Below are 16,002 nucleotides of genomic sequence, written 5' to 3'. Positions count from 1 at the left end.
ATGACTACGACCACGATCGCGGGCGTCGGCAGGCTGCACGACTCGGTGGTGGACGCCACCGAACTGCCCCGCATCATCCAGGTGACCGACAACCTCTACGCGGCGGCGTTCAGCCTGATGAAGCTGCTGCCTGCGCGCTACATCATCGACCGGGCCGAGGCCGCCGGACTGCTGCGGCCCGGCAGCCGGGTCATCGAGACCTCCTCCGGCACCTTCGCGCTCGGCCTGGCGATGGTGTGCCGGCTGCGCGGCTACGACCTGACCATCGTCGGCGACTCCGCCATCGACCGCGACCTGCGCAACCGGCTGGAGATGCTGGGCGCCACCGTCGAGATCGTCGAGTACGCCGGGCAGAGCGGCGGCATCCAGGGCGCCCGCCTCGCCCGCGTCGAGGAACTGCGCCGGCTCCACCCCGACAGCTTCGTGCCCGGCCAGTACGACAACCCGGACAACCCCGGCGCGTACACGGCGGTCGCCGACCTCATCGGGGAGACCGTCGGCTCCGTCGACTGCCTGGTGGGCCCGGTCGGTTCCGGCGGCTCCACCGGCGGCCTCGCCGCCGCCCTGCGCCCCGCCGACCCGGCGCTGCACCTCGTCGGCGTGGACACCCACGGCTCGATCATCTTCGGCTCGCCCGACGGACCGCGCACCCTGCGCGGCCTCGGCAGCAGCATCCACCCGGGCAACGTGCGCCACAGCGCCTACGACGAGGTGCACTGGGTCACCGCCCCCGAGGCCTTCCACGCCACCCACGAACTCTTCCGCAACCACGGGCTGTTCATGGGCCCCACCAGCGGCGCCTCCTTCCAGGTCGCCGCCTGGTGGGCCGCGCGCAACCCGGACAGCAAGGTCGTCATGGTGCTGCCCGACGAGGGCTACCGCTACCAGTCCACCGTCTACCACGCCGAGTGGCTGCGCGAGCAGGGCATCGAGCCGGCGCCGGCCCCCGGCGGCCCGGTCACCGTCGACCACCCGCTCGACGCCCCGTCCTCCTGGACCCGGCTGGTGTGGGCCCGGCGTGGCTTCGACGACGTGATGACGCCGGAGGTCCACGACCTCGGTGACGTGATGACGCCGGAGGTCCGGTCGTGACCACCCCGCTGCTGCTCCTCGTCGAGTCCAACACCACGGGCACGGGACGCCAGTTCGCCGCCCGGGCCCGTGATCTCGGGGCCGAACCCGTCCTGCTGAGCGCCGATCCCGGCCGCTACCCGTACGCCGCCGAGGACGGACTGCGCACCGTCGTCGTGGACACCGCGGACGACGACGCCCTGTGGGCCGCCGTCACCGGCCTCGCCGCCGCCGCACCGGTCGCCGGGGTGCTCTCCAGCTCCGAGTACTACGTCGCCACGGCCGCCGGCCTCGCCGCGCGCCTCGGGCTTCCCGGCCCGTCCGCCGACGCCGTCCGCGCCTGCCGCGACAAGGCCGCGCAGCGCCGCACCCTGGCAGCGGCCGGGGTGCCCGTGCCCCGCTTCTCGGTGGCCGGCGACGTCGCCGAGGCGCTCGCCGCCGCCCAGTGGCTCGGCGGGCCGGTGGTCGTCAAGCCGGTGCTGGGATCGGGGAGTCTGGGCGTACGCCTGTGCCGCGACCGGGCCGAGGTGGCCGACCACGCGAAGGGCCTGCTGGCCGCCACCGTCAACGAACGCGGTCTGCGCACCCCGGGTGTGGTCCTCGTCGAGCAGTACCTGACCGGGCGCGAGTTCTCGGTGGAGGTCTTCGGCGAGGACGCCGTCGTCACGGTCGCCAAGCACGTCGGCGCGCCCCCGGTGTTCGTCGAGACGGGGCACGACGTGCCCGCCGTCCTGCCCGCCGCGCGGGCCGCCGCGCTCGTCGACACGGCCGTACGTGCCGTCGAGGCCCTGGGTCTCGGCTGGGGCGCGGCCCATGTCGAGCTCCGGCTCGACGGCGACGTCGCCCGCGTCATCGAGGTGAACCCGCGGCTGGCCGGCGGCATGATCCCCGAACTCGTGCGCCGGGCCCGGGGCGTCGACCTGGTCGGCGCCCAGGTGCGGGCCGCGCTCGGCCGGCGAGTCGACCTCACCGGTACGCCGGACGCCGCCGGCGCGGCCTCGATCCGCTTCCTGACGGCCGGCACCGACAGCGTCCTCGCGGACGTCGGCGCCGCCGAGGCGGCGGCCCGCGCGGTGCCCGGTGTCGTGGACACCGCCCTCTACCGCCCGGCCGGAACCACGGTCGTACCGGCGGAGGACTTCCGGGGACGGGTGGGCCATGTGATCGCAGCCGGTACGACTCCGGGGGAGTCGGCCGAGGCGGCCGAGACCGCGCTCACGCTGGGGCTCGCCTCAGCGCTGACGCCGGTGGAGCCGGCGAATCCGACGGCTCCGACGGCTCCGACGAAGCCGGGGGCTCCGGAGACGCCGGGGGCTCCGGAGACGCCGAGCGTGTCGGTGAGGGAGGCGGTGCCGGCATGAGCGGCACGCACGAGACAGGCGTCCACACCGGGCGGCTCCGCACCGGGCTCGACCCGCGTGCCCACCGCATCGTCTACGACCAGTACCGCACCGACGACGGCGACCCGGTGGGCGACGAACTGCGACTGATCAGCGAGGTCGACCGGGCTCATCTGGTGATGCTCGCCGAACGCGGCATCGTCGACGCGACCCGCGCCGCGGCCCTCCTCGACACCGTCGACGCCCTGCGCGCCGAGGACTTCGCCCCCGTACGGGCCCGGCCCATGCCGCGCGGCCTGTACCTGGCGTACGAGGGCTGGCTCGTCGACCGGCTCGGCCAGGAGACCGGCGGGGTGCTGCACACCGGGCGCTCCCGCAACGACCTCAACGCCACCACCGTGCGACTCAAGGTCCGCGGCCCCTACGGGGAGCTCCTGGACGAGGTGGCCGAGCTGGCACGGGTCCTGCTCGACAGGGGGGAGGAGTACCGGGACGTCACCATGCCCGCGTACACCCACGGCCAGCCCGCCGTGCCCATCGGCTACGGCCACTACCTGACCGGGGTCGCGGGCGGCGTGCTGCGCTCGCTCGCCGGACTGCTCGACGCCGGGCGGGAGATCGACGTCAACCCGCTCGGCGCGGGTGCCGTCGGCGGCACCTCCGTGCCGGTGGACCCGGCCCGTACCGCGGACCTCCTCGGCTTCACCGCCGCCGTGCCCAATTCGGTCGACGCGGTCGCCTCACGGGACTTCGTGCTGCGCATGCTCTCCGCCGCGGCCGTCCTCGGCGTCCTCATGGCCCGGGTGGCCCGCGACCTCACCTGGTGGACGACGGAGGAGTTCGGGCTGCTCCGGATGGCCGACGACCTGGTCGGCTCCAGCTCGATGATGCCGCAGAAGCGCAACCCCTTCCTGCTCGAACACATCCAGGGCCGCTCGACCGCCGCCCTCGCCGGATTCACCGGCGCCGCGGCGGCCATGTCGACCGCCGGCTACACCAACGCCATCGCCGTCGGCACCGAGGCCGCCCGCCACCTGTGGCCCGGTCTCGCCGACACCACCCGGGCGGTGACGCTGCTCCGGCTCGTCGTCGACGGGGCGGAACCGGACCGCGAGCGGATGCGCGACCGCGCCCGTGAGGGCTTCACCTCGGCGACCTATCTCGCCGAACGCCTCGTCGTGGACGGCATCCCCTTCCGCACCGCCCACCACCTGGTCGGCGAGACCGTCCTCGGCGCCCTCGACAGCGGTGCGCCGCTGTCCGAGGCTGCCCGCGCCCAGCCCGACGTGGCCGCGGCCGCCGCCGGATACCCGGCCGACTGGCTCGACCCGGAGACCGTGGCCGCCGCCTGCGCCCACGGCGGTGGCCCCGGCGGCGCCGGACCGGCCGAGGCCCTGGCCCGGGCGCGTACCGAACTCGCCGCCCTCACCGCCGAGTCGTCGGCCCGCCGCGCACGCTGGGCCGGCGCCGCCGAGCGCCTGTCGGCCGAGGCCGCCAAGGTCGTCGCCGCGAAGGCCGTGGCCGGCACGTCGGACGACGCGCCCGACGACGTACCGGACCACGAGAACGCCGCCAAGGTGGTGGCCGCCCGATGAACGCGCGGCGCCGGGACGGGTTGCTGCGGCAGCGCGACTTCCGGCTCCTGTGGGCGGGGGAGACGACCAGCCGCTTCGGCAGCAACATCACCGGTGTCGCCATGCCGCTGGTGGCCGTGGTCACCCTGGACGCGAGCACCTTCTGGGTGAGCGCCCTGGCCGCGGCCGCCTGGCTGCCCTGGCTCCTCCTCGGACTGCCCGCAGGGGCCTGGGTGGACCGGCTGCCGCGCCGTCCGCTGATGGTGGCCTGCAACATGGGCTCCCTGGTGCTCCTGCTCAGCGTGCCGGCCGCCGCCTGGCTCGACGTGCTGACCATGACGCAGCTGCTCGTGGTCTCCCTGCTCACCGGGGTCGCGAACGTCTTCTTCTCCATCGCCTACCGGGTGTACGTGCCGTTCGTCGTCGCCCGTGAGCACCTCACCGAGGCCAACGCCAAGCTCCAGGGCAGCGAATCGGCCGCGCAGCTCGCCGGGCTCGGCGGCGGCGGTGTCCTGGCCGGCGCGTTCGGAGCCGTCAACGGACTCCTCGCCGACGCCGCGACCTTCCTGGTCTCCACCCTGTGCCTGCTGGGCATCCGCGGGAAGGAACCGACGCCGGAGCGGCCCGAACGGCCCCGGGCCCTGCGCAAGGACGTCGCGGAGGGGCTGCGGCACACCGTGCGCGACCCCTACCTGCGCGTCCTGACCACGTACGGCACCGTCACCAATCTGCTGCTCACCGGCTACCAGGCCCTCCTCACCGTGTTCCTCGTCCGGGAACTCCATGTCGGCGCGGCCGCGGTGGGCTGGCTGCTGGCCGGCAGCAGCGTGGGCGGACTGCTCGGCGCCGTCGTCGCCACCCCCGTGGCACGCCGCTTCGGCACCGCCCGCGGCATGCTGCTCTGCAAGTTCGCCACGGCCCCGTTCGGGCTGCTCATCCCGCTGGCCGAACCGGGCTGGCGGGTCGTGCTGTTGCCCGTCGGCGGGGCCGCGCTCGCCCTGGGCGTCGTGTCCGCCAACGTCATCCAGGGCGCGTTCCGCCAGCAGTACTGCCCGCCACAGTTGCTCGGTCGGATCACCGCGAGCGTCTCCGTCGCCAACTTCGGCGCCATTCCCGTCGGTTCGCTGCTCGGCGGGGTGCTCGGCGGGGTACTCGGACTGCGGCCCGCGCTGTGGCTGCTCACCGCGGGCCTCGCGGTCAGCTCCGTACTGCTGCTCGCCGGCCCCCTGCGGGCGCGCCGGGACCTGCCGACCGAGCCTCCGGCGCACGCACACGATCCGGCAGACCGGCGGGCCCTCCGGTACGCCGTTCCCGAACAAGGCTGATCCGTCCCGACGGCCACCCGCGTCCGCGCATCCGTCATCGAACAGGAGGGGTCCCGTGAGTGATCCCAGAAGCGGTCCCTGGAGTTCCGCGAGCGGCACCCTGCTGCTCGCCCCCCTGCCGCCCCCGCGCGCCCTGCCACGGCCGGGTTCCCTGGACCTGTGGCTGCTCAGGGTCTCCGACGCCCGGGGCACCGGCCTCGACGCCGGTGTCCTGGACGCCACCGAGCGGCAGCGCGCCGCCGGACTGGCGCACGCGGAGGACCGGGTCCGCTTCACCGCCGCCCATCTGGCGCTGCGCCGGCTGCTCGGCACGTACCTCGACACGCTTCCGCAGGACATCCGCTACGGCCGGGAGACCTGCCCCTGCTGCGGCGGCCCGCACGGGCGGCCGACCGTCCTGGGCGCCTCGCGCGGGCTGCACTTCTCGCTCTCCCACCGCGGGGACCTCGTCCTCGTCGGGACGGCGGTGGCGCCCATCGGCGTGGACGTCGACCTGGTCGCCGACCCGGGCGGCGCCGCGGAGCTCGCCGCCATGCTGCACCCCGCGGAACAGCGTGAGATCGAGGCGCTGCCACCCCCGCGCCGCCCCAGGGCGCTGGCCCGGCTGTGGACCCGCAAGGAGGCCTATCTCAAGGGGCTCGGCACCGGTCTGGGGCGTGACCCGGCGGCCGACTACGTGGGCTCGGGCAGCCCCGACGGAACGCTGCCGCCCGCCGGCTGGACCCTGCTCGACATCCCCGTCGACCGCGGATACGCGGCGGCGGTGGCCGTCCACGGCGAACTGACCACGCCGTCGCCCCGGGTGAACCGTCTTTCGGAGCGGGACATCAGGGGAGACCCGCCCGGTCGAGCGTGAGGGTCTCGGCCTCGGCACACACGCGGAAGGTCCCCGGACGATCTGTCCGGGGACCTTCCGCGTATCTCGTGCGACAGCTCGGTGGTCTCGTGCGACACCCGGTGGCCGGACGACCGGAATCAGCCGGCCGCCGCGATCCACTCGTCGAGCTGCTCCTGCGTCGTGGCCGGATCGGCCACCAGATCGGCCAGCTCGTCGTCGGCGTGATGGCGGGTCGAGACCGCGGGGCAGCGCGCGCACGCGGCGACCCCGGTCTGCTTCCACCACTGGCACCGTGCCCTGAGGTGACACCGCGGGACGGGACCGTCCTCCCGCGCGGGGGGCCGGGAGAGCATCCGCTCGACGAGCGTGCAGTCGCCGCCCCTGCGGTTGACGCAGTCGCTGACACAGTGCGACGCGAACCGCAGGACGCGCCGCGGCTCGACGCCCTCCGGCACCTCGCCGAGCACCTCGGCCGCCGGTACGGGATCGGCCAGGTACACCACGCGCCCGTCCTGCCCGGACCGTACGCCCAGGACGACGGACTCCGGCGCGTGCGCCGCTCCGCTGGGGCACCAGGTCTGCGAGGAGCCGTCCTCGCCCACGGTGGTCACCTCGGCCTCAGCAGGTGCCGGACTGCGTGCCGGCGACCTTGGTCACCCGGCCGCCGACGCTCTGGCTCAGCCCCTGCTCCCCGGCCTGCTCCTCCTGGGCGACGGCGAGCCGGATGCTGTCCTTGAGCTGGGCCGCCGAGGTGATGCGCTCGGCGGGGCCGGCCTTCGACGCGCCGGCCGCACCGGCACCGGCGACGACGAGACCCGCGGCCAACAGCGCGGCGGCACCGGCCGCGGCCACCTTACGAGTCGGGTTCTCCATGGCGTACTCCTCCTCCTGGTATGGGAGTTGCGAGCGTAGGCCGGTGGAGAGCCGTGGCCGGAACTTTACGGCGGCAGTTGACCGGCGGTTACGTCTCCGAGGGCGGGACCTGCGGTGACGTCTCCGAGGGCGGCACCGGCGGAAGCAGCGCGTCGGCCAGCCGGTCGAGGGCGGCGCCGCTCGGGGCGGCCGTTCCCGTGAGGGTGCCGACCAGGGCCTGGGCGAGGACGGTCGCCGTACCGATCCGGCCGTCCTCGCGCTCGTCGCCGGTGACCTTCCCGATGACCGCGTCCCGTACCGCCGGAGAGGTGTCGGAGTCCCCGAACAGGTCGGGGAAGGACAGCGCCATCATGCACACGCCCACGTTGGCGGAGAGGATCGAGCGACTCGCGAGCTCCGGGGTCGTCCGGAGCCGACCGGCGTCGCGGCAGCGCTCGACCGCCTTCAGGAGGATCGCCTGCGCCTCCTTGATGGCCCCCGGCCTGGCGTCGCCGGTCGGCGTGAACATCAGCCGGTAGAGGTGCGGGTTGCGGAGCGCGAAGGCGACATGGCTGTCCCAGGCCGTCCGCAGGTCCGCCACCGGATCGCCGGTGAGCGGATTCGCGCGCTTCTCGGCGAGGAAGCGTGCGAAGCCGATGTCGGCGACGGCCGTGAGCAGCCCCTGCTTGTCGCCGAACTGCCGGTAGATCTCGGGCATGCCGACCTTCGCCCGGTCGCAGATGGCGCGGGTCGAGATCGCGAGCGCGTCCTTGGTGGCGAGGAGTTCCTCGGTGGCTTCCAGGATGCGCGCGCGTGCGGTCGACATGGCTCCCACGATAACAGCGCTCACAGCCTCTCGTAATCAGTGATTACAAGCTGTGTTAGCGTTGAAAACACCTCCGGGGTCGAGCGCCGCCTCCGCCCCGCTACGAAAGGAACCGCCATGACCGCCTCCACCACCCTCCGCGATGTGATCGGCCTTCCCCAGGACCTGCCCCGCCTGGGCGACTCGGCGCTGATCATGATCGACTTCCAGAACACCTACCGCGGCGGCGTCATGCGGCTCGACGGGGCAGAGGAGGCCGTGGCCGCCGGCGCGCGTCTGCTCGCCGCCGCCCGCGCCGCGGGCGCGCCCGTCGTACACGTCGTCAACGACGGCGGCGAGGGCACTCCGTACGACATCCGGGCCGAGATCGGTGCGATCAGCGACGAGGTCGCCCCGATCGAGGGCGAGAAGGTCGTCGTCAAGCAGTTCCCCGACGCCTTCCACGCCACCGGCCTCGAAGACACCCTGAAGAGCCTCGGCGTCACCGGAGACCTGGTCATCGCCGGGTTCATGACGCACATGTGCGTCCTCTTCACCGCTCAGGGCGCCTTCAACCTCGGCTACCGCCCGACCGTGGTCGCCGAGGCCACCGCGACCCGTCCCCTGAAGGCCCCCGACGGCACCGTCACGGCGTCGGAGGTGCTCCAGGCCGCGAGCCTGACGACGGTCACCGACCTCTTCGGCTCGGTGGCCCGCACGGTCGACGAGCTCGTCGCGTAACCGGTTCTCCCGGTCGACAAGCGGGCCGCCCCGTCCGGCGGCCCTCCGGCCGGTCCACGGCTCGGCCCTCCGACGGGTCCGCGGCTCGGCCCTCCGACGGGTCCGCGGCTCGGCCCTCCGACGGGTCCGCGGCTCGGCCCTCCGCTCGGCTCTCCGGTCGCTCGCGTCCCGCTCCCGCCCGGCCCCTCGACACCGGGAGTTCACCCGAGGTGTACCGAAACACCGCCTGATGATCGGTCACGGGTCGTCCGACTCGGCGGTAATGGCGGTCGGCCCGTGACGGATCACCCGGGCGCTCCTGTTCCGTACGCCCCCTGGAGGACGTGTGCCCCCCGCCGCCGAGACCGTGCTCGACGAGGTCGACGGCGAGGAGGGGACGGGCGGCCCGAAGCTCCCGCCAGGCTCCACGTGGCGCCGTCCGTCCTCCCCGGCCGTCGCCGGCCCGCTCTCGGCCGCCCTGCTCACCGCCGTGCTCCTCGCCCTCGCCACCCGGCTCTCGCACAGCTACCCCTTCGGCCCGGTGACCAGGAACACCGTCGACCTGGGCCAGCAGTACCTGCCGTTCCACGCGTACTGGCGCTCGTTCCTCCTCGGCGAGACCCATGGAGACGTCTTCCTCAACTGGAACTCCGGCTTCGGCACCGGCTTCCTCGGTGACGTCGGCACCTATCTGAGCAGCCCCTTCGACCTGCTCGTGGTGCTCTTCCCGGCGGACCGCATCGAACTCGCCCTGTACGTCGTCACCGCCCTCAAGATCACCGCGGCCGGCGCGGCGATGGCGCTGCTGCTCCTGCGGATGCGCCCCGGTCCCTGGCCGGTCGCCGCCGTGCTCGGCAGCGCGTACGCCCTCTCGGGCTGGACCTTCAACCTCGGTGCCACCGTCCCGATGTGGCTCGACGGACTCGTCGCCTTCCCGTTGCTCTGCCTGGTCGGCGAGTGGGCCCGCACCGGGCGCCGCCCGGTCCTCGGCCCCGTCGTGGTGGCCCTGGCCTGGACCGCCAACTTCTACACGGCGTACATGGCCACCCTCGGCGCAGCCGTCGTCCTGCTCGTACGGTTCCTCACCGCCGAGGAGACGGCCGGCGCGCGGCAGCGCCTCGCAGGGATGCTGCGTGCCGCGCGGAGCGTGCTCATCGGCATCGGCCTCGCCGCGCCGCTCGTCGTGGTCGTCTTCCTCGGCACCAAGGTCGCGGACCCCACGCCCGAGTCCACCTTCGTGCCCGCCGCCTGGGTGGAGGTCCTCGCCAGGTTCCTGCCGGCCACCGCGAGCCTCGCGAGCCCCGCCCTCTTCATCGGTACGCCCGCGCTCGCGCTCGCCCTCACCCTGCCCTTCAACGGGGCCGTCGCCCCGCGCGTCCGCGTCGGCTGGTCGGCCGCGGTCGTCCTGGTGATGCTCTCCCTCCAGTGGGGGCCGACGCATCTGCTGTGGCACGCGGGCGCCTCGCCCAACGGCGGCCCGTACCGGCAGACCTTCGTCCTGTGCGGGCTGCTGATCGTCGCCGGCTGGTTCTCTGCCGCCCGCGGCGTGCCGCGCCCGACCGCGCTCCTCGCGGGCGGTGCCCTGCTCGGGCTCCTGGCGTGGGCGGCCCACGGCAGCATCGACGTCGACCGCTGGACGTATCCGGCCTTCGGTGTGGCCGCGTCCCTCGCGCTCGCCGCCGCCCTGGTCGCCCTCCTGCACCGCCGCAGGACATCGGCCGACGCAGCACCGGAACCCGTCTCTCCCGCGCGCGCCCTGACCGCCGCGCGCGCCCTGACCGCCGCGCGCGTCCTGCCCGTCCTGGCCGTCGTCCTTCTCGTCGCCGCGCAGGCCGGAGAGGCGGCCGTCACCGGGAAGCGGATCGAGGAGCAGCAGCGCGACGAGGTCGCCTGGTCCCCCCGGATCGGCCCCTGGCACAGCGCCGTGGCCGATGCGGTGGCCCGCGCGGACGCCTGGCCGAAGTACCGGACGGAACCCGGAGAGGTCCCCGGCGGCAACGACGTCCTGATCGTCGGCGGGCAGGGCGCCGACTACTACAGCAGCCTCACCGCCGAGGTGACCTCCCGCACCCTCGCCTCCCTGGGCTTCGGCCACTACGCCAAGGGCCGCCACCCCGTCACCCTCGACAACCCGGTGACCGACGCCCTGTTCTCCATCGGCACCCGGGTCCGCTCGGTCCCCACCGCACCGGTACGCCAGGACGCGCTGCCCCGGGCCACGGTCACCGTCGCCACCACGCCCGTACCGCCGCTGGTCACCGTGCGTCCGACGCGGCGTCCGGCCACGCACCCCGGGGACTCGGCGTTCGCCGAGCAGGAACGGCTCCTCGGCGCCGACGTGTACGAGCTCCCGCCCGTCGCCCGCGACGGACGGACCGTCAGCGCCCGCTGCCCGGCGGGCACCCAGGTCTGGTTCTGGGCCCCCGAGTACCGCGGCGGAGCGACCCTCGCGGGACAGCCGCGCAGGGACTTCGAAGGCAAGCCGCCCGCCGTCCGGGCCCCCATGCGGGCCCTCGGTACGGTTCCCGGGTCCGGCGAGGTGCGGATCGAGCTGAGCCCCGAGCGCACGGTCCGGCTGCCCCGTCAGCCGGTCGGCTGCCTGGTCCGGGCCCGGCTCGACGCCGCCGTGCGGCAGCTGACCACCACAGGGGCCACCGAGGTGCGCGCCACCGGACACACCGTCACGGCCGAACTGCCCCCGGGCAGCACCGGGACCGCGGTGCTCGCCGCGCCCCGCATCTCCGGCTGGCGCTGCGCCGCCGGCGACGCGGAGCCGCGCCCCGCGCGCGCGTACCGGGGCCTCGTCGCGATCCCGCTCGACGGCCGGGCGAACACGGTCACCTGCTCCTTCCGCCCGCCGGGTCTCAGGCTCGGTGGCGCCGTCGGCCTGACCGCGCTCCTCGCCCTGATCGCGACGGGAGTGCTGCACCGCCGGGCCGGGCGGCGTGCGGAACGGCCGACCGGCGCGTGAGACCGCTTCCGCACGGACTTTCCACGGGAGACGCCAAGAGTTCACCCGGAGTGCACGCGCGGATCGTTCGCCCGGAAAAGTGGAGCGTTACCGTACCCGCCGTAGCGGCGTTTAACTGTTCGATTCAGTATGGGGATTCCGAGTGCCGAAACTGTCCGTCGTCGTACCGTTCCACAATGTCGGGGCCTATGCGCCCGACACCCTGCGCAGTCTCGCGAACAACGCGGATCCGGAATTCGAGTTCCTGCTGATCGACGACTGCTCGACGGACGACACCCCGGAGATCCTCGACCGCTGGCGCGACCGGCTGCCGAACGCCACCGTCATCCGGCACGAGACGAACAGCGGTGTCGCCCAGGCGCGCAACACGGGAATCGACGCCGCGCGCGGTGACCACATCACCTTCCTCGACGGCGACGACTGGTACGCGCCCGGGCACCTGAAGGCCATGGTGACCGGCATCGAGCGCCTGGACTGCGACTTCGCCCGCACCGACCACGTCCTCTCGGAGGGCCGGAAGCGGAACATCCGCTATGCCCCCGCCAAGCGCCGCGACACCGTGATGGACCCCCGTGACGGAATCTCACCCGCCAGCATGGTGACGATGGTGGACTATCCCTTCGTCCCCTTCGGCATTTACAGCTCCCGTCTCTTCCAGAACGGCGAATCCCGTTTCGAGACCTCCCTGAGAACGGCCGAGGACCGCCTCTGGGTCTGGCGCCTCCACCTCAGGGCGCGCACCTTCGCGGCGCTTTCCCTGCACGGTGTCTTCTATCGCCGGGGCGTCACCACCTCACTCACCCAGATCACCGACAACCGGCAGCTGGACTTCATTCCGTCGTACGACGCCCTGCTCGCCGACGTCTCCCGGGACGCGGAGGCGGACCGGTTCCTCCCGAAGGCGGTCCGCACCTACTGCGCGATGATCGCCTTCCACATGGGCAAGGTCGGCACGTACGATCCCGCCGTCGCCGAGCGGCTCCGCGTCGACGTGCGCGACGCGCTGCACCGGATGCCGCAGCAGGTCCTCGAAGAGACCCTCTCCACCATGGACACCCCCCGCAGCACCCTCCTCCGGAGCCTGCGCGACACCGTAAGGACCGCCTGACCCATGGCCCCCGCCCCCGCCGCCGATCAGGCCCCGGTGCTCGACCCGGCCACCGACGGCCGCCCGGTCCAGATCTTCCAGGTCTCCACCCTGTACGGCGCCGCCACCCTCGCGGCCTCGCTGGACGCCGGCCAGTTCGGCCCCCGTGCGGACCACCGCCGGCTCCTGCTGATCTCGCGCAACGCCGAGATCCCGGAGACCGCGCTGCGCATGGAGAGCATGACCGGCTACGAGCGGATCGCGGCCCGTTTCGACGGCGTCCTCGACTGGAACGAGACGATCCACCCGTACCACCCCGCCACCTGGGCCCCCCGCCCCGAGGACGCCCCGCTCTGGCAGCGCGTGCTGCGCACCGCGTGGGAGCTCGGCACCGCCCCGGTGGAGCTGATCGTCGAATCCATCCAGGTCAACCCCGCCAAGGCACTGGCCGGCAGCTTCCCCGAGAGCACCGTCCACGTCTACGCGGACGGCCTCATGAGCTACGGGCCGACCCGCAACGACCTCGCGCAGTCCATCGCCTGCCGCATCCGGCGGGTCCTCCATCTCGACCTGGTGCCGGGACTGCGTCCGCTGCTCCTGAGCGAGTACGGCGTGGAGCCGGAGCTCGTCCCCGACGACGCGTTCCGCGCGGTCCTCGCGGAGATCGCCGAGGAGGCGGCCGACGACCCCGAGATCGTCCGGGCGGTCGCCGCGGAGCCCACGGCCCTGATGCTCGGCCAGTACCTGGCCGCCCTCCACCTCCTCACCGCCGAGGAGGAGGAGGAGCTGCACGTACGGATGCTCCGCGGCGTCACGGCCGCCGGGCATCGCTCGGTGGTCTTCAAGCCGCACCCGTCCGCGCCCGCCGGCTACTCCACGGCGCTCCAGGAGGAGGCGGAACGGTCCGGGGTACGGCTGACCGTCCTCGACGGACCGCTGCTCGCCGAGACGTTCTACGAGCGCTGCCGGCTCCGGCTCGTCGTCGGCTGCTTCTCGACCGCGATGTTCACCGCCGCCGTCCACTACGGCGTCCCCATCGCGCGCGTGGGCACGGCCGAGGTCCTCGAACGGCTCACCCCCTTCGAGAACAGCAACCGGATCCCGCTCACCGTCGCCGACCACCTCGTCGCGGACCTGGAGCAGGGCGAGGAGCCCGCGGTCCCGGGAGCGGCGCCGGACTCGCTCACCCCGCTCGTCCGTGCCGTCGGCTACTGCATGCGGCACAAGAGCCACCCGGGGATGCGCGAGGAGGCCGCCCTCTTCCTGGCCGAGCACCACGCGGACCCGGGGATCGCACACCACTTCGACGCCGAGCGGCTGACGCAGCTCGGTCTCCCGGGCGGCACGGAGGCCCCGGCGCAGGGCGGCGGCATGCAGTCGCGGCTCCGCCGGAGCCTCGCACGCTCCCGGAGGGGCTGACCCGGCCGAACACGCTCCCGGAGGGGCTGACCCGCCGACCGACCCCGACCCCGCCGGGGCTGGACCCTGCCGATCCGGCAACCCGGGGCCCCGGTCCGTCAACCCGGCGGCCGCCGGGTCACCTGTACGGGGCGGCGGCCTCCCCGGGTCACACGGCGGGGGACCTGACGAGGGTGAAGACCGCGCCCTCCGGGTCCGTCACCAGGGCCGACCTGCCCGCCGTGGCATCGCGCGGCGGGCGCAGCACATGACCGCCGAGCTGCAGGACGAGCCGGGCGGCCGCGTCCGTGTCGGCGACCTCGAAGTACGTCATCCAGTGCGGGCCCCGGTCCCGGGGCAGCGCGTTGCCGACGCCGTGCAGCGAGGCCACCGGAACGCCGTCCACCAGGAGCGTGGCGTAGTCGTGGTCGGCGGACACGACCGGCTCCACCTCGAAGCCGAAGACCGTCCGGTAGAACTTGCCGACCGAGGACGTCTCGTAGGTGAGGAGCTCGTTCCACACGGGGGTCCCGGGCGGTCCCGCCGTCGCCGTGCCGTGGTGTGCCTCCGCCTGCCAGACGCCGAAGACCGCGCCCACCGGGTCGGAGCAGACCGCCATCCGGCCCGCCTCGCCCGCGTCCAGCGGGCCCACGGCCACGGTGCCGCCGCAGCAGCGGATGCTCTCGGCGGTCTCGTCGGCGTCGACGGTGGCCAGATAGGGGGTCCAGGCGATCGGCAGATGCCGGTCGGGCGGCAGCTGGCCGATGCCCGCCACCTCCTTGCCGTCGAGCAGCGCGCGGACGTACGGACCGAGATGCTGTGGACCGGGTTCGAACTCCCAGTCGAAGAGTGCGTTGTAGAACTCCTGCGTGGCGTCAAGCCCGTGCACCATCAAGCTCACCCAGCAGGGTGTGCCGGGTGTGCGCCGAGTCGCCTCGGTCATCGTGACTCTCTCCTCGGACCATCGTCGTGCCCGTGTCCCGTCCGATGGTGTCACCGTCGGGGCCGTGGCGCGCCCCGGTCGCACCAAAGAGTGGCGCGATCCCGCTGCGACGACGCGGGAAGGACGCCGGGTTCGTCCCCCGCGGCCGTGGGGCTGCGCGAGGATGGCACCCATGAAGCCCATCATCGCCGTAAGCGAACTGCTGAGCGAGTCGGCCGGGGCCCGGCCGCCGGTCCTCCTGGACGTCCGCTGGACGCTGGGCGGCCCGCCCGGGCGTCCGGCGTACGAGGCCGGACACCTGCCCGGCGCGGTCTACGTCGACCTGGACACGGAACTCGCGGGTCCGCCGGGCAGCGGCGGACGCCACCCGCTGCCCGACCCGGAGGCCTTCGGGGCCGCGATGCGTCGGGCGGGTGTCTCCGCGGCCACCCCGGTCGTCGTCTACGACGGCGGCCTCGGCTGGGCCGCGGCCCGCGCCTGGTGGCTGCTCCGCTGGGCCGGTCACCCGGACGTCCGGGTCCTGGACGGCGGTCTCGCGGCCTGGACGGGGGAGCTCACGGAGAAGGCGCCCACGCCCGAGCCGGGCGACTTCCGGCCGGAGCCGGGCGCGCTCGGGCTGCTCGACGCCGACGCGGCGGAGGCGCTCGCGCGCTCGGGGCTGCTCCTGGACGCGCGGGCCGCCGAGCGCTACCGCGGGGACGTGGAGCCGATCGACCGGGTCGGCGGGCACATCCCGGGCGCGGTCTCGGCGCCGACGACGGAGAACGTGGACGCGGAGGGGCGTTTCCTGGGCGCCGACACCCTGCGGGACCGCTTCGTCGCGCTCGGTGCCGCCGAGGGGACCCCGGTCGCGGTCTACTGCGGCTCGGGCGTCTCCGGCGCGCACGAGGTCCTCGCCCTGGAGATCGCGGGCATCCCGGCCGCGCTCTACGCGGGCTCGTGGTCGGAGTGGTCCACCGACCCCGCCCGTCCGGTGGCCACGGGCCCGGACCCGCAGTAGCCCTCCGTACGCGGGCCCGCACGAGTCCCCCGTACCCGGGCCCCGCGCAGGTCTCCGTGCACGGGTGAGGGCCCGCGC

14 protein-coding genes are annotated in these 16,002 nt (G+C 74.1%); 10 read left to right on the top strand and 4 right to left on the bottom strand.

Going from position 1 to position 16,002, the window contains the following annotated elements; all coding sequences use genetic code 11:
* From ACZ4XX_RS02435 to ACZ4XX_RS02415, 5 genes are read left to right on the top strand one after another with little or no spacing between them, the layout of a single operon-like run.
* Positions 1 to 1,092, top strand: coding sequence for a PLP-dependent cysteine synthase family protein (locus tag ACZ4XX_RS02435; protein WP_468506138.1), 1,092 nt, complete (start codon positions 1 to 3; stop codon positions 1,090 to 1,092).
* Positions 1,089 to 2,432, top strand: coding sequence for an ATP-grasp domain-containing protein (locus tag ACZ4XX_RS02430; RefSeq protein WP_468506137.1), 1,344 nt, complete (start codon positions 1,089 to 1,091; stop codon positions 2,430 to 2,432). The genes ACZ4XX_RS02435 and ACZ4XX_RS02430 overlap by 4 nt, the downstream gene beginning before the upstream one ends.
* A complete protein-coding gene (gene argH / locus ACZ4XX_RS02425; protein ID WP_468506136.1) occupies positions 2,429 to 4,006 on the top strand; it encodes an argininosuccinate lyase in 1,578 nt (525 codons plus the stop codon). Before ACZ4XX_RS02430 ends, argH begins: the two co-directional genes overlap by 4 nt.
* Positions 4,003 to 5,310 (top strand): MFS transporter, encoded by a 1,308-nt coding sequence (locus ACZ4XX_RS02420; protein WP_468506135.1) that lies wholly within the window; start codon positions 4,003 to 4,005, stop codon positions 5,308 to 5,310. Before argH ends, ACZ4XX_RS02420 begins: the two co-directional genes overlap by 4 nt.
* Positions 5,311 to 5,365: 55 nt before the next feature.
* The gene (locus ACZ4XX_RS02415) at positions 5,366 to 6,166 is read left to right on the top strand and encodes a 4'-phosphopantetheinyl transferase family protein (protein WP_319321441.1); all 801 of its coding nucleotides are present in this window, start codon (positions 5,366 to 5,368) and stop codon (positions 6,164 to 6,166) included.
* A 119-nt stretch (positions 6,167 to 6,285) separates the two neighbouring features.
* On the opposite strand, the gene ACZ4XX_RS02410 is transcribed toward ACZ4XX_RS02415, so the two are convergent.
* The 3 genes from ACZ4XX_RS02410 to ACZ4XX_RS02400 form a co-directional block, all read right to left on the bottom strand.
* On the bottom strand, positions 6,286 to 6,759 hold the full coding sequence (locus tag ACZ4XX_RS02410; RefSeq protein ID WP_468506134.1) for a hypothetical protein: 474 nt from the start codon (positions 6,757 to 6,759) through the stop codon (positions 6,286 to 6,288).
* A 7-nt stretch (positions 6,760 to 6,766) separates the two neighbouring features.
* Complete coding sequence (locus tag ACZ4XX_RS02405; protein ID WP_468506133.1) at positions 6,767 to 7,021, bottom strand: hypothetical protein; 255 nt, start codon at positions 7,019 to 7,021, stop codon at positions 6,767 to 6,769.
* A gap of 88 nt (positions 7,022 to 7,109) precedes the next feature.
* Positions 7,110 to 7,826 (bottom strand): TetR/AcrR family transcriptional regulator, encoded by a 717-nt coding sequence (locus ACZ4XX_RS02400; RefSeq protein WP_468506132.1) that lies wholly within the window; start codon positions 7,824 to 7,826, stop codon positions 7,110 to 7,112.
* A 117-nt stretch (positions 7,827 to 7,943) separates the two neighbouring features.
* Between ACZ4XX_RS02400 and ACZ4XX_RS02395 the strand changes: the two genes are divergently transcribed.
* The 4 genes from ACZ4XX_RS02395 to ACZ4XX_RS02380 all read left to right on the top strand — a co-directional run bounded on the left by ACZ4XX_RS02395 (position 7,944) and on the right by ACZ4XX_RS02380 (position 14,002).
* On the top strand, positions 7,944 to 8,546 hold the full coding sequence (locus ACZ4XX_RS02395; RefSeq protein ID WP_468506131.1) for an isochorismatase family protein: 603 nt from the start codon (positions 7,944 to 7,946) through the stop codon (positions 8,544 to 8,546).
* A 325-nt stretch (positions 8,547 to 8,871) separates the two neighbouring features.
* Positions 8,872 to 11,496 (top strand): YfhO family protein, encoded by a 2,625-nt coding sequence (locus ACZ4XX_RS02390; RefSeq protein WP_468506130.1) that lies wholly within the window; start codon positions 8,872 to 8,874, stop codon positions 11,494 to 11,496.
* 142 nt (positions 11,497 to 11,638) lie between these two features.
* Positions 11,639 to 12,604 (top strand): glycosyltransferase family 2 protein, encoded by a 966-nt coding sequence (locus ACZ4XX_RS02385; protein ID WP_468506129.1) that lies wholly within the window; start codon positions 11,639 to 11,641, stop codon positions 12,602 to 12,604.
* A 3-nt stretch (positions 12,605 to 12,607) separates the two neighbouring features.
* On the top strand, positions 12,608 to 14,002 hold the full coding sequence (locus ACZ4XX_RS02380) for a polysialyltransferase family glycosyltransferase (protein WP_468506128.1): 1,395 nt from the start codon (positions 12,608 to 12,610) through the stop codon (positions 14,000 to 14,002).
* Positions 14,003 to 14,150: 148 nt separating this feature from the next.
* On the opposite strand, the gene ACZ4XX_RS02375 is transcribed toward ACZ4XX_RS02380, so the two are convergent.
* Positions 14,151 to 14,924, bottom strand: coding sequence for a VOC family protein (locus ACZ4XX_RS02375; protein ID WP_468506127.1), 774 nt, complete (start codon positions 14,922 to 14,924; stop codon positions 14,151 to 14,153).
* A gap of 172 nt (positions 14,925 to 15,096) precedes the next feature.
* Here ACZ4XX_RS02375 and ACZ4XX_RS02370 point away from each other — a divergent pair, with 172 nt between their 5' ends.
* Positions 15,097 to 15,924 carry a sulfurtransferase gene (locus tag ACZ4XX_RS02370; RefSeq protein ID WP_468506126.1) on the top strand — a complete coding sequence of 276 codons (828 nt, stop codon included), beginning with the start codon at positions 15,097 to 15,099 and terminating at the stop codon, positions 15,922 to 15,924.
* Positions 15,925 to 16,002: the final 78 nt, after the last annotated feature.

This window comes from Streptomyces sp. NPDC029956, from assembly GCF_055574655.1.
Note: the sequence above shows the minus strand (reverse complement) of the source record. Positions and strands in the feature narration are given on the sequence as shown.

Bases quoted from the DNA above. Each gene is read 5' to 3' on its own strand.
- ACZ4XX_RS02435 (WP_468506138.1), top strand. From the start codon at position 1: ATGACTACGACCACGATCGCGGGCGTCGGCAGGCTGCACGACTCGGTG.
- argH (WP_468506136.1), top strand. From the start codon at position 2,429: ATGAGCGGCACGCACGAGACAGGCGTCCACACCGGGCGGCTCCGCACC.
- ACZ4XX_RS02420 (WP_468506135.1), top strand. From the start codon at position 4,003: ATGAACGCGCGGCGCCGGGACGGGTTGCTGCGGCAGCGCGACTTCCGG.
- ACZ4XX_RS02405 (WP_468506133.1), bottom strand. From the start codon at position 7,021: ATGGAGAACCCGACTCGTAAGGTGGCCGCGGCCGGTGCCGCCGCGCTG.
- ACZ4XX_RS02400 (WP_468506132.1), bottom strand. From the start codon at position 7,826: ATGTCGACCGCACGCGCGCGCATCCTGGAAGCCACCGAGGAACTCCTC.
- ACZ4XX_RS02395 (WP_468506131.1), top strand. From the start codon at position 7,944: ATGACCGCCTCCACCACCCTCCGCGATGTGATCGGCCTTCCCCAGGAC.
- ACZ4XX_RS02380 (WP_468506128.1), top strand. From the start codon at position 12,608: ATGGCCCCCGCCCCCGCCGCCGATCAGGCCCCGGTGCTCGACCCGGCC.
- ACZ4XX_RS02375 (WP_468506127.1), bottom strand. From the start codon at position 14,924: ATGACCGAGGCGACTCGGCGCACACCCGGCACACCCTGCTGGGTGAGC.
- ACZ4XX_RS02370 (WP_468506126.1), top strand. From the start codon at position 15,097: ATGAAGCCCATCATCGCCGTAAGCGAACTGCTGAGCGAGTCGGCCGGG.